This is a genomic window from Cupriavidus sp. 05N40 (assembly GCF_056397305.1).
The window spans coordinates 1-18,093 of the sequence record NZ_JBFTND010000149.1 but is presented as its reverse complement, the minus strand read 5'-3'; the positions used below and the strand labels follow the sequence as shown (position 1 = coordinate 18,093).

The 18,093-nt window shown below is 68.8% G+C and carries 12 protein-coding genes and 1 pseudogene; 11 read left to right on the top strand and 2 right to left on the bottom strand.

What is annotated here, in order from left to right:
* The 7 genes from AC1DO7_RS28315 to AC1DO7_RS28285 all read left to right on the top strand — a co-directional run.
* Positions 1 to 1,635 (top strand): PKD domain-containing protein (locus AC1DO7_RS28315; protein WP_477116823.1); only part of this gene is annotated, 1,635 nt, incomplete at its 5' end.
* A gap of 278 nt (positions 1,636 to 1,913) precedes the next feature.
* On the top strand, positions 1,914 to 3,914 hold the full coding sequence (locus AC1DO7_RS28310) for a cytochrome-c peroxidase (RefSeq protein ID WP_441618337.1): 2,001 nt from the start codon (positions 1,914 to 1,916) through the stop codon (positions 3,912 to 3,914).
* A gap of 64 nt (positions 3,915 to 3,978) precedes the next feature.
* Positions 3,979 to 6,447, top strand: coding sequence for a PKD domain-containing protein (locus tag AC1DO7_RS28305; RefSeq protein ID WP_441618340.1), 2,469 nt, complete (start codon positions 3,979 to 3,981; stop codon positions 6,445 to 6,447).
* Positions 6,448 to 6,625: 178 nt separating this feature from the next.
* On the top strand, positions 6,626 to 8,854 hold the full coding sequence (locus AC1DO7_RS28300; protein ID WP_477116822.1) for a multicopper oxidase family protein: 2,229 nt from the start codon (positions 6,626 to 6,628) through the stop codon (positions 8,852 to 8,854).
* Between the two features lie 72 nt (positions 8,855 to 8,926).
* The gene (locus AC1DO7_RS28295) at positions 8,927 to 9,418 is read left to right on the top strand and encodes a hypothetical protein (RefSeq protein ID WP_441643379.1); all 492 of its coding nucleotides are present in this window, start codon (positions 8,927 to 8,929) and stop codon (positions 9,416 to 9,418) included.
* Between the two features lie 12 nt (positions 9,419 to 9,430).
* Positions 9,431 to 10,396 carry an SCO family protein gene (locus tag AC1DO7_RS28290; RefSeq protein ID WP_441618346.1) on the top strand — a complete coding sequence of 322 codons (966 nt, stop codon included), beginning with the start codon at positions 9,431 to 9,433 and terminating at the stop codon, positions 10,394 to 10,396.
* Between the two features lie 86 nt (positions 10,397 to 10,482).
* The gene (locus AC1DO7_RS28285; RefSeq protein WP_441618348.1) at positions 10,483 to 11,709 is read left to right on the top strand and encodes a DUF5666 domain-containing protein; all 1,227 of its coding nucleotides are present in this window, start codon (positions 10,483 to 10,485) and stop codon (positions 11,707 to 11,709) included.
* Between the two features lie 152 nt (positions 11,710 to 11,861).
* Here the strand turns inward: AC1DO7_RS28285 and AC1DO7_RS28280 are convergent, their stop codons facing one another.
* Positions 11,862 to 12,593, bottom strand: coding sequence for a hypothetical protein (locus AC1DO7_RS28280; RefSeq protein WP_441618350.1), 732 nt, complete (start codon positions 12,591 to 12,593; stop codon positions 11,862 to 11,864).
* A gap of 108 nt (positions 12,594 to 12,701) precedes the next feature.
* Here AC1DO7_RS28280 and AC1DO7_RS28275 point away from each other — a divergent pair, with 108 nt between their 5' ends.
* Positions 12,702 to 13,643: an alpha/beta hydrolase gene (locus AC1DO7_RS28275; RefSeq protein WP_441618352.1), complete on the top strand. Its 942-nt coding sequence runs from the start codon at positions 12,702 to 12,704 to the stop codon at positions 13,641 to 13,643.
* A 130-nt stretch (positions 13,644 to 13,773) separates the two neighbouring features.
* On the opposite strand, the gene fabI is transcribed toward AC1DO7_RS28275, so the two are convergent.
* Complete coding sequence (gene fabI, locus AC1DO7_RS28270) at positions 13,774 to 14,562, bottom strand: enoyl-ACP reductase FabI (protein ID WP_441618354.1); 789 nt, start codon at positions 14,560 to 14,562, stop codon at positions 13,774 to 13,776.
* A 239-nt stretch (positions 14,563 to 14,801) separates the two neighbouring features.
* Between fabI and AC1DO7_RS28265 the strand changes: the two genes are divergently transcribed.
* From AC1DO7_RS28265 to AC1DO7_RS28255, 3 genes and pseudogenes are all read left to right on the top strand, one after another.
* Complete coding sequence (locus AC1DO7_RS28265; RefSeq protein ID WP_441618356.1) at positions 14,802 to 16,682, top strand: extracellular solute-binding protein; 1,881 nt, start codon at positions 14,802 to 14,804, stop codon at positions 16,680 to 16,682.
* 27 nt (positions 16,683 to 16,709) lie between these two features.
* Positions 16,710 to 17,759: a microcin C ABC transporter permease YejB gene (locus AC1DO7_RS28260; RefSeq protein WP_441618358.1), complete on the top strand. Its 1,050-nt coding sequence runs from the start codon at positions 16,710 to 16,712 to the stop codon at positions 17,757 to 17,759.
* Positions 17,756 to 18,093: pseudogene (locus tag AC1DO7_RS28255) on the top strand (ABC transporter permease); the annotation flags it as partial. The gene AC1DO7_RS28260 and the pseudogene AC1DO7_RS28255, both read left to right, overlap by 4 nt.

The window sequence follows — 18,093 nt, the reverse complement described above, 5'->3', positions numbered from 1 at the left end:
GACCCGCGCATCATGGCGCCGTTCCAGGTCGGCGACTACGTCAACTTCGCCGGCACACTGGTGACCGACAGCGGCACCAGYGGCGCGTACCCGGGCGGCAGCGCCGGCACCTACGTGTCCGCGCATACCGTGACCAACAACGTGGCCATCTATACCGCGCCCGGTACCAACCCGGCCTACGTCGCGGTGGAGGTCACGATCATCGGCACGGGCGGGCTGACCGTGATCGGCGCGGGCGAGGCCGCGATCCGCACGCGCTTCGAAGGGATGACCACCGACCCGAGCCGCAACATCCATCTCTACGGCATCGACGTCAACACCGACGGCTCGACCACCGATCGCGACTGGGGCACGATCGCGGTCGACCCGGGCCCGCCGAACGGCGCGGTACAAGGCCGCTGGCGCTTCCGCCCGCCGTGCACCGCCGTCACGGCGACGGTCAAGGCCTGCACGCCTCCCGCGGGCGGCAACTTCATCCCCCCGACGCGCGAGGTGCGCGCCGTGATCGAAGGCGCGTGGACGCCCGCGACCCGGCAGGCCGACACCGGCGGCGCCAACGGGCTGATGGCAGGGCAGTATCGCGCGCCGATCCTGGAATACATCTTCCCGGAGAACGTGCCCGGCACGCCGCCGCCGCCCAACAACTTCGAGACGATCCCGTTCCTCGCGCAAGGCGGCTACACGTCGTCGGCCGGCACCATCGTCGGGCAGCTCAACCCGTGGCCCGGCGCGCAGGCACCGGGCACCTGCACGGCGCCGGCCGCCAATGCCGGCACCGACTTCAGCGTGGCCTCGGGCGCGCGGGCGGTACCGCTCACCGGCAGCGCGACCGGCACGGGGCCGTTCACCTATGCCTGGCAGGCCGTGTCGCCGCCGGGCACGGTGATCACCAACCCGACCTCGCCGAACCCCACGTTCGACGCGCCCGTCATTGCAGCCGGCGGCGCCGCGCAGACGATGACGTTCCGGCTGACCGTCACCGGCTGCAAGAACCAGACGGCGACGTCCACCGTCACCGTGACGGTGCTGCCGCCGAGCCACCCGGTGCCGGTGATCAACCCGATCGCGCCGGTCACCGTCAACTCGGGCGTGCCGGTCACGCTGACCGCCAGCAGCAGCGGCGCAGCGGGCACCACGTACACGTGGACGCAGACGGGCGGCCCGGCGCAGGCGTTCTCGCAGCAACCGGCGGGCTCGGCGTCGATCCGCTTCACGCGGGCAATTCCGCTCGGGCAGATCACGCGCGACGTGCTGACCTTCACCGTGACCGCGAACGACGGCGGGCAGGTGTCGCAGCCGGTCAGCGTCACGGTGACGGTTGTGCCGGTGCCCGACGTGGTGACCGTCACCACGGCTGAGTACCGCACGTCCAAGCAGCGACTCGACCTGACGGTCACGTCGTCCATCGTGAACCCGAACCTGGTGTTGACGCTGCAGCCGTACCGCACCACCACGGGCGCGCTGTTCGACCCCGGCACGCTGGGCGCGACGCTGGCCAATACCGGCGGCGGCACCTACACGCTGGTCCTGGTCGGCGCGCCGCAGCCGGCGGCGCCGCCGGCCACGCCGCTGACCGTGAAGTCGAGCATCGGAGGCACGAGCCCGCAGACGGCACTGACGCGGATACGCAACTAGTACGCAAAGGGCATGGCCGGGATGCGGTTCGCGCCRCATCCCGGACCACCAGCCCGCCTTGACAAGCATTGCGCCAGGGCGCGCCGCGCGCGGCGCACACCTGGTGGACACGGGGAGAGAGGGTCATGAGCCAGCACCAGCCCGGAGACGGGGTAGGGGGAGCGTTGCCCGAAGCTGCGCGGGCAGCGCCAGCGGCAGCGACAGCGCAAGCCTTCGGGGAAGCGGCGGCACAGGCCGCGCAAGAACATTCGGGGGCGCGCCGGCGGGCAGCCCGGCGCGTGGCGCGGTGGCTCGTCGCGGGCGCGGCAGGCGCGTTGCTGGTGGTGCCACTGGTCGGCTCGCACCTGCTGCATGCCCAGTCGTCGACGCAGATATTCCCGGTGCAGCGGCCGCTCGGGTCGCTCAAGACGGTGCCGGTGCCGGGGCCGACTGACCAGGAGCTGGCGGAGTTCGTGCGCGACAAGACCGCCGCGGTCCAGCTCGGCAAGGCGCTGTTCTGGGATGCCCGCGTGGGCAGCGACAACCGCACCGCCTGCGCCACCTGCCACTTCCATGCCGGCGCGGACAACCGCATCACCAACCAGATCAACCCCGGACTGCTGGCCGGCGACACCGCGTTCCAGGCGGGCGGCAACTATGCCGGCCCGAACTACACGCTGCGTGCGGCCGATTTTCCGCTGACACGCCATGGGGACATCGACGATGCGGGGACCATCGCCGCGGACGTCAACGACGTGGTGTCATCGCAGGGCGTGTTCACGGCGAAGTTCGATGCCGTGCGCGCCAATGCCAGGCCAGACGACTGCACCGTGGTCACCGATTCGGTGCTGCACGGCGGCACCGGCTTCGACCTCAACGGCGTGAACACCCGGCGCGTGGAGCCGCGCAATACGCCGAGCGTCATCAACGCGGTTTTCAACTTCCGCAATTTCTGGGACGGCCGGGGCAACAACGTGTTCAACGGCGGCGACCCGTTCGGCCTGCGCAACACGCAGCCGCTGGCGTGGAAGTTCGATAAGGGTGTGCTGCGCAATGTCGCCGTCTCGCTGTCCTCGTCGTCGCTGGCCTCGCAGGCGTCGGGCCCGCCGATGAGCGGCAACGAAATGAGCTGCCAGGGGCGGGCGTTCGTGGAGCTGGGGCAAAAGCTGCTCAAGGAGCGCCTGCTGGCCGATCAGGACATCTCGCCGCGCGACAGCGTGCTGGGCGCCTACGCGCTGCGCGCGCCGACGTACGCGGAGCTGATCAGGAAGGCGTTCCGTCCGGAGTTCTGGTCCGCGCCGGTCATCCTCAGCCTGCCGGGCTCGCACGCACTGAACTTCAAGCCGATGGACCTGCAGCGGCAGCGCCGCCGGGACGACAATGACTTCGACTTGCGGCGCTTTCGCGGCAACCTCGTCACCACGCAGATGGAGGCCAACTTCGCGTTGTTCTTCGGCATCGCGGTGCAGATGTACGAGGCCACGCTGGTTTCCGACGATACGCCGTTCGATCGCTTTGCCGAGGGCGACCGCACCGCGCTGACCGCGCAGCAGATGCGCGGGCTCATGCTGTACCAGGAGCGCGGGCGCTGCATCAGCTGCCATGGCGGCCCCGAGACCACCAACGCGGCGTTCAGCAACGTGCAGAACCAGCGCGTGGAGCGCATGACCATGGGTGACGGCGCCGTGGGCATCTACGACACCGGCTTCTACAACATCGGTGTGCGGCCGACGCGGGAGGATATCGGCCTCGGCGGCAACGATGCGTTCGGCAATCCGCTGTCGGAAACGCGCATGGCGCAGCTCGGCAAGGGCGCGCTGCTGGGCAACGGCTTCGGCAGCAGCCCGTTCCCGCAGGGGCAGCGCATCGTCGCGGACGGGGCGTTCAAGGCGCCGGGCCTGCGCAACGTCGAGTTCACCGGGCCGTACTTCCACAACGGCGGGAAGTCCACGCTGATGCAGGTGATCGACTTCTACAACCGGGGCGGGGATTTCGCCTACGCCAACCGCGACGACTTCGATTTCCATGTGGGCCCGATCGGCCTGAGCCAGGCCGAGAAGGAGGATCTTGTGTCGTTCCTGCTGTCACTGTCGGACGACCGGGTGCGGTACAGCCGCGCGCCGTTCGACCATCCGTCGATCTGCATGCCGAACGGTCACCAGGGCGGTTCGCGGTCCGTGGCGCAGGACGTCCGCAAGGGGACCGCCATCGACCTGATGCAATGCGTGCAGGCGGTCGGGGCCGACGGCACGCGCAAGGGTTTGCAGACGTTTCTGGGGCTAAGTCCGTTCGCGCACTGAATTGCGGCGTCGAGACCGCGTCATGCAGAACGTTGCGCTGAATGGCAAATGGGGAGGCCATCGTATGTCGGATCCAATCGAACCAACCGGCGGCGCGGGGGCGCGCCGGGGCAGTGGCCGGGGCGTGGTCGGGGCGCCGTTCGCGCTGCTGTGGCTGCTGGCGCTGGCCGTGCTGGCGGCGCTGGCGATGCCTGCCCGCGCGCAGGCGCCGGCGCCTGGCGTCGACGCGCAGTTCGACGTACTGGGCTATATCCAGGAGGCCACCCTCGACGGCTGCGGCGACGCGCTGTGCGGCGGCAAGATGCGGGTCAACGGCCACACCATCGTCATTCCCGCCAATACCATCGTGATCCTTCCGGCCAACGCGCTGACCTGGAAGGAGCTGTTCACACAGGCGCCGGCGCCGTACACCAACGTGGCCACCGGCATGGCGCTGGCTGACCTGCCGGCGCCGCTCAGCGGCTACGAGGCGCACGTGATCGGCAACCAGGTGGACGATGTCTATATCGCCGGCCTGGTCTATATCTCCCAGCAGTCGCTCAACAGCGGCACGGGCTTCATCAACTACATCGACTACGCGGCGGGCGAGCTGCGCGTGGGCGGGCGGCTGGTGCGCGACGGCGGCGGCGTGCCGCAGAACGTGCTGGACGCCAGCAAGCCCGGCACGCGCGTGCGCATCAACGATCCGGGCGGGCGCTTCGGGCGCGCCATGTCGCCGGACCGGCGCTTCACGATCGATGCCGACAACCCGACCATCCGCAGCGCGACCGGCTATCCGATGTGCGTGCCGCGCGTGGACGCGTCGCGCCAGGCCGACGATGCGGCGTGTCCGCAGGGCAACCGGCCCAGGGACATCAGCGGGCAGTTCTCCACCAACTTCACCATGCCTGACCCGGCGGCGCTGGCGGCCGGGCAACTGCCGGACCCGCGCATCATGGCGCCCTTCGAGGTGGGCGACCATGTCACCTACTCCGGCACGCTGGTCGGCGACCGTGGCGCTCAGGGCCCGTACCCGCCGACCGACGCGACCTATGTGTCGGCGCACACGCTGGTCGCCAACATCGGCATCTTCACGGCGCCGTTCACGGACCCCGCATATGTCGCGATCGATGTGACGATTCTCGGCAACGGCGGCATCTCGGTGCCGGCGAACCAGGAGGCAGTGGTGCGCACGCGCTTCGAGGGCGTCACCACCGACCCCAGCCGCAATGTCCTCCTGTACGGCATCGACGTCGCGCCCGACGGCACCACGAGCGAGCGCGAATGGGGCATCGTGGGTGTCGATCCCGGCGCCCCGACCGGCACCGTCAAGGGCCGCTGGCGCTTCCGCCCGCCATGCACGGGCCTGGTCGCCACGTTCAATTTCTGTTTCGGCCCGCTCGAGGAGAACACGTTCCTGCCGGCCACGCGGGAAGTGCGCGCCGTCATCGAGGGTGCGTGGACGCCGGCCACCAGCACGCCGCTGAAGAATGGCCTGATTGCCGGGCAGTACCACGCGCCGATCCTCGAATACCTGTTCCAGGAGAGTTTCCCCGGCGTGACGCCGCCGCCGATCAGCTTCGCGACGATGCCCTTCCTGGCCAGGGGCGGCTACAGCTCGTCGAGCGGCGTCGTGGCCGGGCCGCTCAAACCCTGGCCGGGATCGGGCCAGCCGGTGTCATGCACGGCGCCCCGGGCCAGCGCCGGCGCCAACATGACCGTGCAATCGGGCGCAACCAAGGTGCAGCTCAACGGCACCGCGAGTGGCTCCGGGCAGCTTGCCTACGCATGGACGCCGCCGAAGGGCGTGACGCTCGCACCGTCCGCCTCGGTCCTCAACCCGACCTTCACCGCGCCCACGGTGACGGCCACCAACACGCTGCTGTTCACGTTGACCGTGACCGGCTGCGACGGCCTGCAGGCCACCTCGGCGATGACCGTCACTGTCACGCCGCCGCAGGCCGCCGTGCCGTTCGTCAGCCCGTTGTCGCCCCTGACGGTGCCTTCGGGCTCGACGGTGGTGCTGACCGCCAATGGCACCGGCGCCCACAAGCTCAGCTACACGTGGACGCAGACCGGCGGGCCGCCGCAGGCATTCAGCCAGCCCAGCGGCAGCGCGAGCATGACGGTCAGCCGCGCGTTGCCGGTCGGCCAGTCCGCCAGCGACGTGCTCGCGTTCACGGTGATCGCCACCGACACGGTCACCAACGCGAAGTCCGCGCCGGTGACGGCCACCGTCACGTTCACGCCGGCGGCGGACACCGACACCATCACCGTGGCCGAGTACCGCATCTCGCGGCAGCGGCTCGACGTGACGGCGGTCTCGTCCGTGGCCAGCCCGAAGGTCGTCCTCACGCTGCAGCCATACCGCACGACCAGCGGCAGGCTGTTCGACCCGGCCACGATGGGCAACACGATGACCAACAACGGGGGCGGCAACTACACGCTGTCGCTGGTCGGCGCGCCACAGCCCGGGCCGGGGGAGGGCCTGGTCGTGAAGTCGAACCTGGGCGGCAGCAGCCCGCCGACGCCGTTGACGCGCGTGCGCAACTGACGCTGCGCGCAGTGGGATGCAGTACCCGGGAGGCTGCCGCGGCGGGCCTCCCGGCGACCACGGGCGGAAGGCGCACATGTGCGCGCCTTACCGGCCGGGCGCAGGAAGCGGCAATGCTTGTACGGGGAGGGCCGGCGCATGCGCCGGAAAAGTTCGACACCGAGACGGAGAGGAAACCATGCTGTATCTACCCAGTAACGCACCGGCAGAAGAGGTCCGCAAGGCCGAGCGGGCACGACGGAACCGGCTGGAGATCGTACAGGCACTGTCGCACGGGAAGGTCACGCGGCGCGAACTGCTCAAGTGGGGGCTGATCACGGCGACCGGCATGCTGGCGAACAAGCATGGGCTGAACCCCTTCGTCGGGCAGGCGTGGGGCAAGGGCGGCAGCGGCAGCAGCGGCAGTGGCAGCGGCGGCAGCAGCGGGTCTCCCACCGGCATCGCAGCCAGCTCGCTGTTTGGCGCGGCGCCGTTCAGTCAGCCCATGCCGCGCATGGACGTGCTGCCGCGCAAGCCGGTTTCGGCGCTGAGTCCGGCGCCCACGCACGAGGCCAACACCACGCTCCAGGCGGTGCCGGCGGTGCTGGGCGGCGGCTTCGGCCCGGTCGAAGGCCGCCCGCCCGGCCCGATCTGGGCGCACCAGGGCTGGGACATTCTTCCGCCCCAGGTCGCCTACGAGGTGGCCACCAGCGGCCTTACGCACAACTTCGCCTACAACCCTGGCGTCGACTCGCGCCTGAACTGCGGCATCGATCCGCTGCATTCGGTACAGACGTGCTTCCACCCCAGCATGCCGGACCAGTCGGCGACCAAGTTCTGGACCTTCAACGGCACGTTCCCGCCCAAGCTGGTGCTGGCCCGCTACGGCGAGCCCATCTTGTACCGCCACCACAACGCGCTGCCGGCCGACCGCACGCAAAACGGCGGCTTCGGCCTCCATACGCTGTCGACGCACGAGCACAACGGCCACCATGGCGCGGAGAACGACGGGTTCACCGGTGCATTCTTCTTCCCGGGCCAGTTCTACGACTATCACTGGCCGCTGGTGCTCGCCGGCTTCCGCTCGATCAACACCACGGCCAGCGACCGGCGCGCCGGCAGCCCGGACGGCAACGGCGGCATCACGAAGATCCCCGGGGACTGGCACGAGACCATGAGCACGCACTGGTTCCACGACCACATGTTCAGCTTCACATCGCAGAACGTCTACAAGGGCGTCGCGGCGATGATGAATATCTACAGCGCGCTGGACCGCGGCAACGAGTCGATCAACGACGGGGTGAACCTGCGGCTGCCGAGCGGGCGCGCCAAGGACTGGGGCAACCTCGACTACGACGTCAACCTGATGCTGGCCGACAAGGCGTGGGACCGCGACGGCCAGATGCAGTTCGACATCTTCGACCTCGACGGCTTCCTGGGCGACCAGCCCACCGTCAACGCGGTGTACAAGCCGTACTTCGAGGTCGAGCGCCGCAAATACCGCTTCCGCATCCTCAACGCCTCGGTGTCGCGCTTTTTCAAGCTGATGCTCAGCGACGGCTCGCCGATGATCCAGATCGGCAACGACGGCAACCTGCTGCCGCGCCCGGTCGTGCTGTCGCAGCTCGACGAGATGGGCATCGCCGAGCGCTACGACATCGTTATCGACTTCTCGCGCTATACCAATGGCGCGCGCGTGCAGCTGGTCAACCTGGCCGAGCACGACAACGGCAAGCGCGTGGCGCATGACCTCACGCTGGGCGAGGCGCTGTCGGGCAAGTCGAAGGACACGTGCGTGGGGCCGATGCTCGAGTTCCGCGTGGTGCGCGATCCGCCGCAACCCRACCTCAGCCAGGTGCCGGCCACGATGATCCCCAACCCCGACCTGTCGAAGATCCCGGTGGCGCGCGAGCGCACCTTCATCCTCGGGGACGGGGCGAAGCAGACGACCGGGAAGTCCGCTTCGGGCTTCTTCGGCCCGTGGGGCATCCGCGTGGATGGCGGCGACACGCTGGCGGCGGACTACGGCCGGGTGTCGGCGGCGCCAAAGGCCGGCACGCGCGAGATCTGGAACCTCGTCAATGCTGGCGGGGGCTGGGACCACCCGCTGCATATCCATTTCGAGGAGGGGCAGATCCTCGAGCGCGATGGCAGTGCGCAGAAGGTGCCGGCCTGGGAACAGGGCCGCAAGGACGTCTACCGGCTGCACCCGAGCGGCAAGCTCAAGATCACGATGCAGTTCCGCGACTGGGGCGGCATGTTCATGGAGCACTGCCACAACACGGTTCACGAAGACAACGCCATGTTGCTGCGATGGGAGATCGATGACTCGGGCTCGCCGTTCCTGCGTCCGTTGCCGACGCCGATCCCGACACCGCAGGGGGTGACGTTCCAGGATCCGGTCGAAGTCCTGAAGACGGCGCTCTAGGCAAGGGGCGGACCGGGACCCCGGCGGCGCCGGGGTCCGCGGCGGTGGCATGCAGCGTAACGGAGGGACATCATGAGGCAGGAAAGAAGGGGCGGGCCCGGAAGGGCCGGGATCGGCATCGTGGCGCTCTGGCTGGGGCTGGCGGGCGCGGTGGCCGATGCCGGCGCGCAGCCGGCCGAGGAACCGCAGACCCACTCGTCCGCGGTGCGGGTGGCCGGCAAGATGCCGGAGGCCGACGAGAACGTCGTGTTCTCGGGCATGGCGACGATCGACACCACGTTGATCGTCGCGCCGCCGGCGGCGCCGGTGGCGGAGATCGCGTTCGACTTTTCCGCGGTGTCCGCGCGCGGGGAAAGGAGCGGCATCGCATACCGCGTGGACAGCCCGACCAGCCTGCAGCGCAGGCTGACCCTCGGCGAGACCATCGAGGTCAGCTTTCCGTACTACCCGGAGGGCGAGCCGCTCGCGGCCCGGTCGGCGACCGCTTCGTTCAGGCTGCTCACTAGCGGCAAGACGTCCCGGGCGATCGTGGTGGGCACCGCGCGGCCGGGGCCGGCGAACTGAGGAGGGCGCGACATGCCGACCAGCCAGTACCTGCGCCGCGCCGCGGCAGCGTGGTGGATGTTGTGGACGACGCTGTGCATGGCGGCGCTCGGCGCCGCCATGCCGGCGCGCGCCCAGACCCCGTGGGGCGCGGACTATTTTCCGAACGTGGAGCTGAAGACCCAGGACGGCAGGACCGTGCGCTTCTATGACGACCTGCTCAAGGGCAAGGCGGTGGCCATCAACCTGGTCTACTCGAGCTGCGAGAACATCTGCCCGCTGGAGACCGCCAAGCTGGTAGAGGTGCAGAAGCTGTTCGGCGAGCGCATGGGCCGTGACATCCATTTCTACTCCATCGCCATCGACCCCTGGGACACGCCGGCGGAGCTGAAGTCCTACGCGAAGAAGTTCGGCGTGGGACCRGGCTGGCTGTTCCTGTCGGGCAAGGAAGCGGACATCCGGCTGATCGCGCGCAAGCTGGGCCTGTCGCGCGCCAACGATCCGGAGACGCGCGACGGCCACAGTGCCACGCTGATGGTCGGCAACGTGCCGGCGGGGCAGTGGATGCGGCATTCGGCCATCGACAACCCGCAGTTCCTCGCCACCGCCATCACCAACTTCATGGGCTGGAGCCGCCCCGCGCCGGCGCAGGCGCCCGCGGTGGACTACGCGCTCGCCAGGCCGGTGCTGATGGGGCGTGGCGAGGTGCTGTTCCAGAGCCGCTGCGCTGCGTGCCATACGGTCGGCCATGGCGACCGCCTCGGCCCCGATCTGCAGGGCGTCACCGCGCGCCGCATCAAGCCATGGCTGACCCGCTACGTGACCGAGCCGGACAAGATGCGCGCCGAGGGCGATCCGACGGCCGTGCGCCTGTTCCGGCAATACAACGAGCTCCGCATGCCGAACCTCGGGCTGGGCGGCGAGGACGTGGCCGCGTTGCTCGGCTATCTCGAGACGCGGGACAGGGCCAACAGCGCGGTCAGGGCCGCCGTGCCCTGACGCGCGAGCCGGGAACGACCACGGTGCTGCGGACCGCGCCCGCGGCACGGTGGACTCGATGTAGTGCAACAGAGAAGGGGACCAAGATGACGATGACTCGCTCGAAGCGCCGCCTGCCGGCGCGACAGATCTGCCTGGCCGCCGCCGCCGGCTTCACGGCGCTCCTGGTGGCCTGCGGCGGGGGCGGGGGCGGCGGCGACAGCGGCACGCCTGCCGCGCCGGCGGCGACCACCACCGCGACGACGTTCAGCGGGCCGATCTCCGGATTCGGGAGCATCTTCGTCAACGGCGTGCGCATCGACAACAGCGCGGCCTCCATCACGCTGGACGACGACAATCCGGGCGGGCGCGACGACGATCTCAGGCTGGGCATGGTGGTGGAGGTCCAGGGCCAGCGCGACAACGCGGGCGCGACCGGCCGGGCCACCAGCATCGCGTCGCGCAGCTTCGTGCAGGGCCCGGTCTCGACCGTCAATGCCGGGGCCGGCACGCTCACCGTGTTCGGCGTCAGGATCACGGTCACCCCGTCGACCGTGTTCGACGGCAGCGGCCTGAGCGGACTGGCCGCGCTCGCGCCGAACGACATCGTCGAGGTGCACGGCCTGCCCGACGCCACCGGCGCCAGCCTGAAGGCCACGCGCATCGAACGCAAGGCCGCGGGCAGCGAGGCACGGCTGACCGGCATCGTGCAGAACGCCGCCGCCAGCACCTTCACCATCAACGGCATCACGGTGCAGTTCACCCCGGGCGTGCTTGCCAACCTGCCCGGCGGCGTCGTCAACGGCGCCACGGTCCGCGTGAAGGGCACGCTCGCCACGCCGACGGTGATTGCCGCGACGCGCGTGCGCGGCACCAGCCTCGTCCCGGCCATCGTCGCGGGCCAGCGGGCAGAGCTCGAAGGCGCCATCACGCGCTTCACGTCGGCGACGGACTTCGAGGTGTCCGGGCTGCGGGTGACCGTGCCGGCGACGGCCGTGGTCAGCGGCACGCCGGTGCTTGGCGCGCGCGTGGAGGTCAAGGGCACGGTCGCGGGCGGGGTGCTGAGCGCCACGCAACTCGAGGTCGAGGACGAGGCGCACGAAGCCAGCGAAGCCAACGAGCTCCACGCCGTGGTGGCGAGCATCGACAAGGCCTCGCTCACGCTGACGCTGCGCAGCGGCACGCTGGCCGTGCAGTGGAGCAGCGCGACGGCGTTCGACGCGGCGACCCTGCCGCGCGGCGCGGAGAGCCTGCTGGTGGGACAGCGGCTGGAGGTGCGCGGCAAGGTGGCCGGCAATGTCGTGCTCGCCAGCCGCATCAAGGTAGACAACTAGGCAAGGCAGCATCCGGCGGGGAAGGCGCGCGGCGGTCAGCCGCCTGCGCGCGTCCGGCCGCCGGGTGCCGGTCGGACCGGTACCACGGCTGACCTGGACCGGGTATCTTTGACCCGCGTAGCGAACACCCCCCTGCTACGCGGGCTTTTTTTTCAGATCGGGTTATTCATGGCTGGCGACGGCTTCCTGCTCCTGGCTTGCGTGCCGCCGGGCGCCGTGTGCGCCGGGCGGGGCGGACTGCGCAGGGCGGGGCCCGCGGCCGGCGCGGCGCGGCTGCTCCCGCGCGCGAAGGGGATGCCGTGCGGAAACCAGTAGACGGTGGCGGCGCCGGATGCGAAGCCGCCTAGCCCCGGGTAGCCGGCCCCGGCGTAGGCAGTCCGGCGCACAGGGATGCCGGCCAGCGCGTCCGTGTTCTCCACGAATTGCCAGCTGCTGTCAGCACGCCTGCAGGCAATGCCGATGACCTGCCAGGGGGCATTGTCGATCACGGCCTGTACCGACACCTGGTCGCAGGGGGACCCGACGACCCAGCCCCGCCCCGGGATCGGCGCGGCGGTCGGGACGGTGGTCGGCACGGTCATCGGGTAGTGCAGCCCGTCGGCCATCGGGGCGGCCATCGTGTCGGCCCAGGGTGGAGCCATCGAGTCCGCCAGCGGCGCGGCCATGGTATCCGCCAGCGGGGCGGACCACTGCCCGTGCGCCTGATTCGCCACTCCACCTGCGCCCAGGCCAAGGGCGACGCACATCGCTACCAGCGCTCCTGCTTTCCTCGTCATGATCTCCGCCTCCCGCCCCTGGCCGGATTGCGCGTCCGTCTCTCCGGTAGTCGCCCCGCCGGCCATTGCCGCGCCGGCCGCGCCGATATCGCCCTCGATTTCTTTCACTCTAGGGCACCGTCGTGCGGCCTGCCCGCCATTTACGGCGGCCGGCGTGCGGGCAGCGGCGGCCAGTCAGGACTAAGATCTCATCAGCGGGCTGCCTGCGGTTGCGGCATGCGCGGTATCGACATCCTGGCCGATCTCATGTCCAACTTCTCAAGCGCCGCCGGAACCGGCGGCACCGGGGCCGGTGGCACCAGAAAAGTGCGCTACTGGCTGGCCGGCGGGGCCTGTGTGCTGCTGGCCGCCGCCGTGGCGCGCCATGCGCTGTTCCTGGCCGTCGAGAGCGACGCGTTCGAGCCCAAGCCGGCCAGCGCCGCCGACGCGCTCACGCCCGACCGCCTGGGCGCGCCGTCCCGCCAGTTCGCGTTCGCCAGCGGCGAGCGCATGCTGCGCGCGTCGTGCGTGCTGGCGCAAAGCGCCGAGGCACCGGCGCTGCTGATCTATCACGGCGACGAGGAAAATCTCTCCGACTGGGCCAGCGCGCAGGCGCTGCTGTACCGCAACGGCATTGCCTCGTGCGTGTTCGACTACAGCGGCTACGGCGCCAGCGGCGGCAAGCCCGGCGTGCGCAACCTGCGGGAAGATGGCCTGGCGGCCTACAGCCAGTTCCTGGCGGCCACGCCGCAGGCTGCGCGGCGCTATGTGATGGGGTTCTCGCTGGGCTCCGGCGCGCTGCTCGACGTGGTCCAGGCGCTGCAGCCGGCGCCGGCGGGCATGGTGATCGCTGCCGGCTTCACATCGGCGCGCGAGGCGGCCGTGGTCACGGGGCGCGTGCCCGCGTGGATGGCGCGGCTGCTGCCCGAGCCATGGGACAACGAGTCCCACCTGCGCGAATCCCGGCTACCCGTGCTGTTCGTCCACAGCCGCGCCGACGAAGTCATTCCGTTCGCGCATGCCGAGCGCCTGGCCGGCGCCGCGGCCGGCACCAGGCGCCTGGTGGCGCTCGACGGCCTGCCGCACGACGCCGCCATCGAACCCGAGCGCCAGGATCCGTTCTGGGCGCCGATCGTGGGTTACCTGCGCTCAGGCTCCCTGGAAGGCAACGGGGGCTAGCGATGCGGCCCGGGGCAACCTCCACAGTCCACCGGGAACTGCCAAAAGGAACAAAAAAAGGACGCCGGCCCAAGCCGCACGTCCTTTTCCGAGGCAATGCCAGGTATCTCCCGGCAGTACCGCTTCCGGCTTACGCTTCCGCGGGCAGGCTCGCGCCAACCGTGTTGAAACCGGCGTCCACGTACGTGATCTCGCCCGTCACGCCGCTGGACAGGTCCGACAGCAGGAAGGCGGCCACGTTGCCGACTTCCTCGATGGTCACGTTGCGGCGCAGCGGCGCGGCTTCCTCGAAGTGGCCCAGCAGCTTGCCGAAGCCCTTGATGCCGGAGGCGGCCAGGGTCTTGATCGGGCCGGCGGAGATGCCGTTGGCACGGATGCCGCGCGGGCCGACCGATGCGGCGAGGTAGCGCACGCTGGCTTCGAGCGAAGCCTTGGCCAGGCCCATGGTGTTGTAGTTGGGCACCGTGCGTTCCGCGCCGAGGTAGGTCAGCGTCAGCAGCGAGGCCTTGTCCGACAGCATCGGCAGGGCGGCCTTGGCCAGGGCGGGGAAGCTGTAGGCGGAGATGTCGTGGGCCACCCGGAACGCTTCGCGCGACAGGCCTTCGAGGAAATCGCCGGCGATCGCCTCGCGCGGGGCGAAGCCGATCGAGTGGACCAGGCCGTCGAGCTTGTCCCAGTGCTTGCCCAGTTCGGCGAAGGTATTGGCGATCTGCTCGTCGCTGGCGACATCGCATTCGAAGACGAGGTCGGTGCCGAATTCCTTGGCAAAGTCGTTGATGCGGTCCTTGAAACGCTCGCCGACATAGGTGAAGGCGAGTTCCGCGCCTTCGCGTTTGCAGGCCGATGCGATGCCGTAGGCAATCGAGCGGTTGGACAGCAAGCCGGTGATCAGGATTCGCTTACCTGCCAGAAATCCCATAGGTTCTCCAATGATGTTCGAGGCGGACGGGCACGGTTCGTGCAATGGCGTCCGGGGTTGCGGCGCGCACCGCGCGGTGGCTGCGCTGCGGCAGGCTGACGGCCGGCATGGCTGCGGCGCCGCGTACTGGAATGTCCGGATGGCTGGACGCCATCCGATCCAAGGTAAAATTGTCTCATAACTTGACCGCGCCGCCGACGGCCGCGGACTGTCCGATTCAGGTGGAGGACCCAAACCGGATGCATATTCGCGCACGTAGACCGCTTCAGGCGGCATGGCAGCGCTTCCGCACGATGTCGGTGCTGGGCTGTGGACTGTTAGCCCTGGGTGCCGCGGGTTTTCCCCTATCAGCTGACGCAGCCCATGGCTTCGCACAGTATGGTGAACTCAAGTATCCGGCCGATTTCACCCATTTCGACTACGTCAATCCCGACGCGCCGCGCGGCGGGACGCTGACCCTCGCCAATCCCGACCGGCGCACCAGTTTCGACAAGTTCAATCCGTTCACGCTCAAGGGTACGTCGGCCCCCGGCGTGAATTCGTTGATGTTCGAGTCGCTGCTGATCCCCAGCGCGGACGAGACCGCCAGCGCCTACGGCCTGCTGGCAGACGACGTCACCGTGGCTCCGGACGAGCTGTCCGTGACGTTCCACCTGCGCCCGAAGGCGCATTTCAGCAACGGCGACCCGGTGCTGGCGAGCGACGTCAAGTATTCCTACGAGATGCTGATGAGCAAGGCGTCCAGCCCGGGCTACCGCAGCATGTGCACGGACGTGAAGGCGGTCACGGTAGTGGGCCCGCACACGGTGCGCTTCGATTTCAAGCAGCGCAATATCGAGCTGCCGCTGATCGTCGGCTCGCTGCCGGTGTTTTCCAGGAAGTGGACCGCCACGGTGCCATTCGAAAAGCTGACCTTCGAGGAGCCGGTGGCAAGCGGCCCCTACCTGGTCGACCGCTACGACGCGGGGCGCGGCATCACGTTCAGGCGCAATCCGGCGTATTGGGGCAACGATCTGGCGGTGCGGCGCGGCACCTTCAACTTCGACCGCGTGGTCTATCGCCTGTACAAGGACGAGACCGCGAAGCTGGAAGCCTTCAAGGCCGGCGAGTTCGACGCCATCGTGGAGTACAAGGCCAAGAGCTGGGCCAAGAGCTACGAGGGCAAGCGCTTCTCCAACGGCGACCTGATCAAGACCGACTTCCCGCACCGCAACGGGGCCGGCATGCAGGGCTTCGTGATGAATATGCGCAAGCCGATGTTCCAGGACGTGCGGGTCAGGCAGGCCCTGATCCTGGCGCTGGACTTCGAATGGCTGAACCGCCAGCTCTTCTATGGCGCCTACCGCCGGCTCGACAGCTGGTTCTCCAACAGCGAACTGGCCGCCAGCGCCACGCTCGATGGCCAGCCCGGTCCCGGCGAACTGGCGTTGCTGGAGCCGCTGCGCTCGCAACTGGCGCCGGAAGTGTTCGGCCCCATCGTGACGCAGCCCACCACCAATCCGCCGCGCTCGCTGCGTGACAACCTGCGCGACGCGCGCAGGCTGCTGGCGCAGGCCGGCTGGACCTACGAGGATGGTGCGCTGCGCAATGCCAAGGGCGAGCCGTTCGTCTTCGAGTTTCTCGACGACGGCGGCGCCATGAGCCGCGTCATCACCACCTATGTGCGCAACCTCGAAAAGCTGGGCATCGAGGTGAACCAGCGCACCACCGACTTCGCGCTGTACCAGAAACGCCTGGAGGACTTCGATTTCGACATGGTGTCGATCCGTTTCCCGGATTCCCAGAGCCCGGGCAACGAGCTGCGCGACCGCTTCAACAGCGAAGCAGCCACCACGCCGGGATCGGACAACCTGTTCGGCCTCAAGTCGCCGCCGATCGACCGCCTGGTCGACAATGTGCTGCACGCCCATACGCGCGAGGAACTGGTCAATGCCGGGCGGGCGCTGGACCGCGTGCTGATGCACGGCTACTACATCGTGCCCAACTGGTACAGCGCGTCGCATCGCGTGGCATACCGCAAGGAACTGATCTACCCGGAACGCCTGCCGTATTTCTACACGGCCGAAGGCTGGGTCCTGAGCAACTGGTGGCGTACCGACACCAAGCCGGCTGCCCGATAAGCGCGGACTGGAACAGAAGGAACCGAGATGCTCATTTACCTCCTCAAGCGCGTCCTGCTGATGATCCCGACCCTGATCGGCGTCATCACCCTGACGTTCGTGGTGATCCAGTTCGTGCCCGGCGGCCCGGTCGAGCAGATGATGATGGAGCTCAAGGGGCGGGGCGGTGGCGGCGAGGCCAGCGGCGGCGGCGCGGAATATCGCGGCCGCCGTGGCGTGGACCCGGACAAGATCAAGGAAATCCAGGCGCTCTACGGCTTCGACAAGCCGCCGCTCGAGCGCTACTTCATCATGCTCAAGCGCTTTGCGCGCTTCGACCTGGGGCAGAGCTACTTCCAGCACCGCAGTGTGTGGGAGCTGGTGAAATCCAAGATGCCGGTGTCCATCAGCCTGGGTTTGTGGACCTTTTTCCTGACTTACCTGATATCGGTGCCGCTCGGGATCTCCAAGGCGATCCGGGCGGGCAGCCGGTTCGATGTGGTCACCAGCATGGTGGTGCTGGTGGGCTATGCCATTCCGGGCTTCGTGCTGGGCGTGCTGCTGCTGGTGTTGTTCGGCGGCGGCACCTTCGTGCAGTGGTTCCCGCTGCGCGGGCTGACTTCCGATGACTGGGACCAGCTTTCGATGATGGGCAAGGTGATGGACTACCTGTGGCACCTCGTATTGCCGATCACCGCCTCGGTGGTGGGCAGCTTCGCGGTGATCACCATGCTGACCAAGAACGCGTTTCTCGAGGAAATCCGCAAGCAGTACGTGCTGACCGCGCGCGCCAAGGGGCTGGCCGAGCGCCGCGTGCTGTGGAAGCATATTTTCCGTAACGCGCTGATCCCGCTGGTGACCGGTTTCCCGGCGGCCTTCATCGGCGCGTTCTTCACCGGCTCGCTGCTGATCGAGACCTTGTTCTCGCTCGACGGGCTCGGCCTGTTGTCCTACGAGGCAGTGCTGCGGCGCGACTACCCGGTCGTGCTCGGCACGCTCTACCTGTTCACCCTGATCGGGCTGGTCACGCGGCTGATCTCCGATGTCTGCTACGTGATGGTCGACCCGCGCATCCACTTCGAGGCCGTGCACCGATGAAATTCCGCTCGCGCACGCTACCCAACGGCCTGCCCCATTCGCCGTCGCCGCGCCAGCGCGCCTGGCAGCGCTTTCGCCGCAACCGGCTGGGCTACTGGAGCCTGATCCTGTTCGTCGCCATCTTCGTGCTCAGCCTGTTCGCCGAAGCCTTGTCGAGCGACCGGCCGCTGGTGGTGAAGTACAAGGGCGAATGGTATTTCCCCATCGTCAAGGTCTATCCGGAGACGACCTTCGACGGCGACTTCCCCACGCGCACGGATTATCTCGATCCGTTCATCCGCAACCGCATCACCAGCAACGGTAACTTCGCCGTCTTCCCGCCCAACCGGTATTC

What these genes read in the sequence shown, in the direction of transcription:
- AC1DO7_RS28305 (WP_441618340.1), top strand. Translation starts at nt 3,979, where the DNA reads ATGTCGGATCCAATCGAACCAACCGGCGGCGCGGGGGCGCGCCGGGGC.
- AC1DO7_RS28295 (WP_441643379.1), top strand. Translation starts at nt 8,927, where the DNA reads ATGAGGCAGGAAAGAAGGGGCGGGCCCGGAAGGGCCGGGATCGGCATC.
- AC1DO7_RS28285 (WP_441618348.1), top strand. Translation starts at nt 10,483, where the DNA reads ATGACGATGACTCGCTCGAAGCGCCGCCTGCCGGCGCGACAGATCTGC.
- AC1DO7_RS28275 (WP_441618352.1), top strand. Translation starts at nt 12,702, where the DNA reads ATGCGCGGTATCGACATCCTGGCCGATCTCATGTCCAACTTCTCAAGC.
- fabI (WP_441618354.1), bottom strand. Translation starts at nt 14,562, where the DNA reads ATGGGATTTCTGGCAGGTAAGCGAATCCTGATCACCGGCTTGCTGTCC.
- AC1DO7_RS28265 (WP_441618356.1), top strand. Translation starts at nt 14,802, where the DNA reads ATGCATATTCGCGCACGTAGACCGCTTCAGGCGGCATGGCAGCGCTTC.
- AC1DO7_RS28260 (WP_441618358.1), top strand. Translation starts at nt 16,710, where the DNA reads ATGCTCATTTACCTCCTCAAGCGCGTCCTGCTGATGATCCCGACCCTG.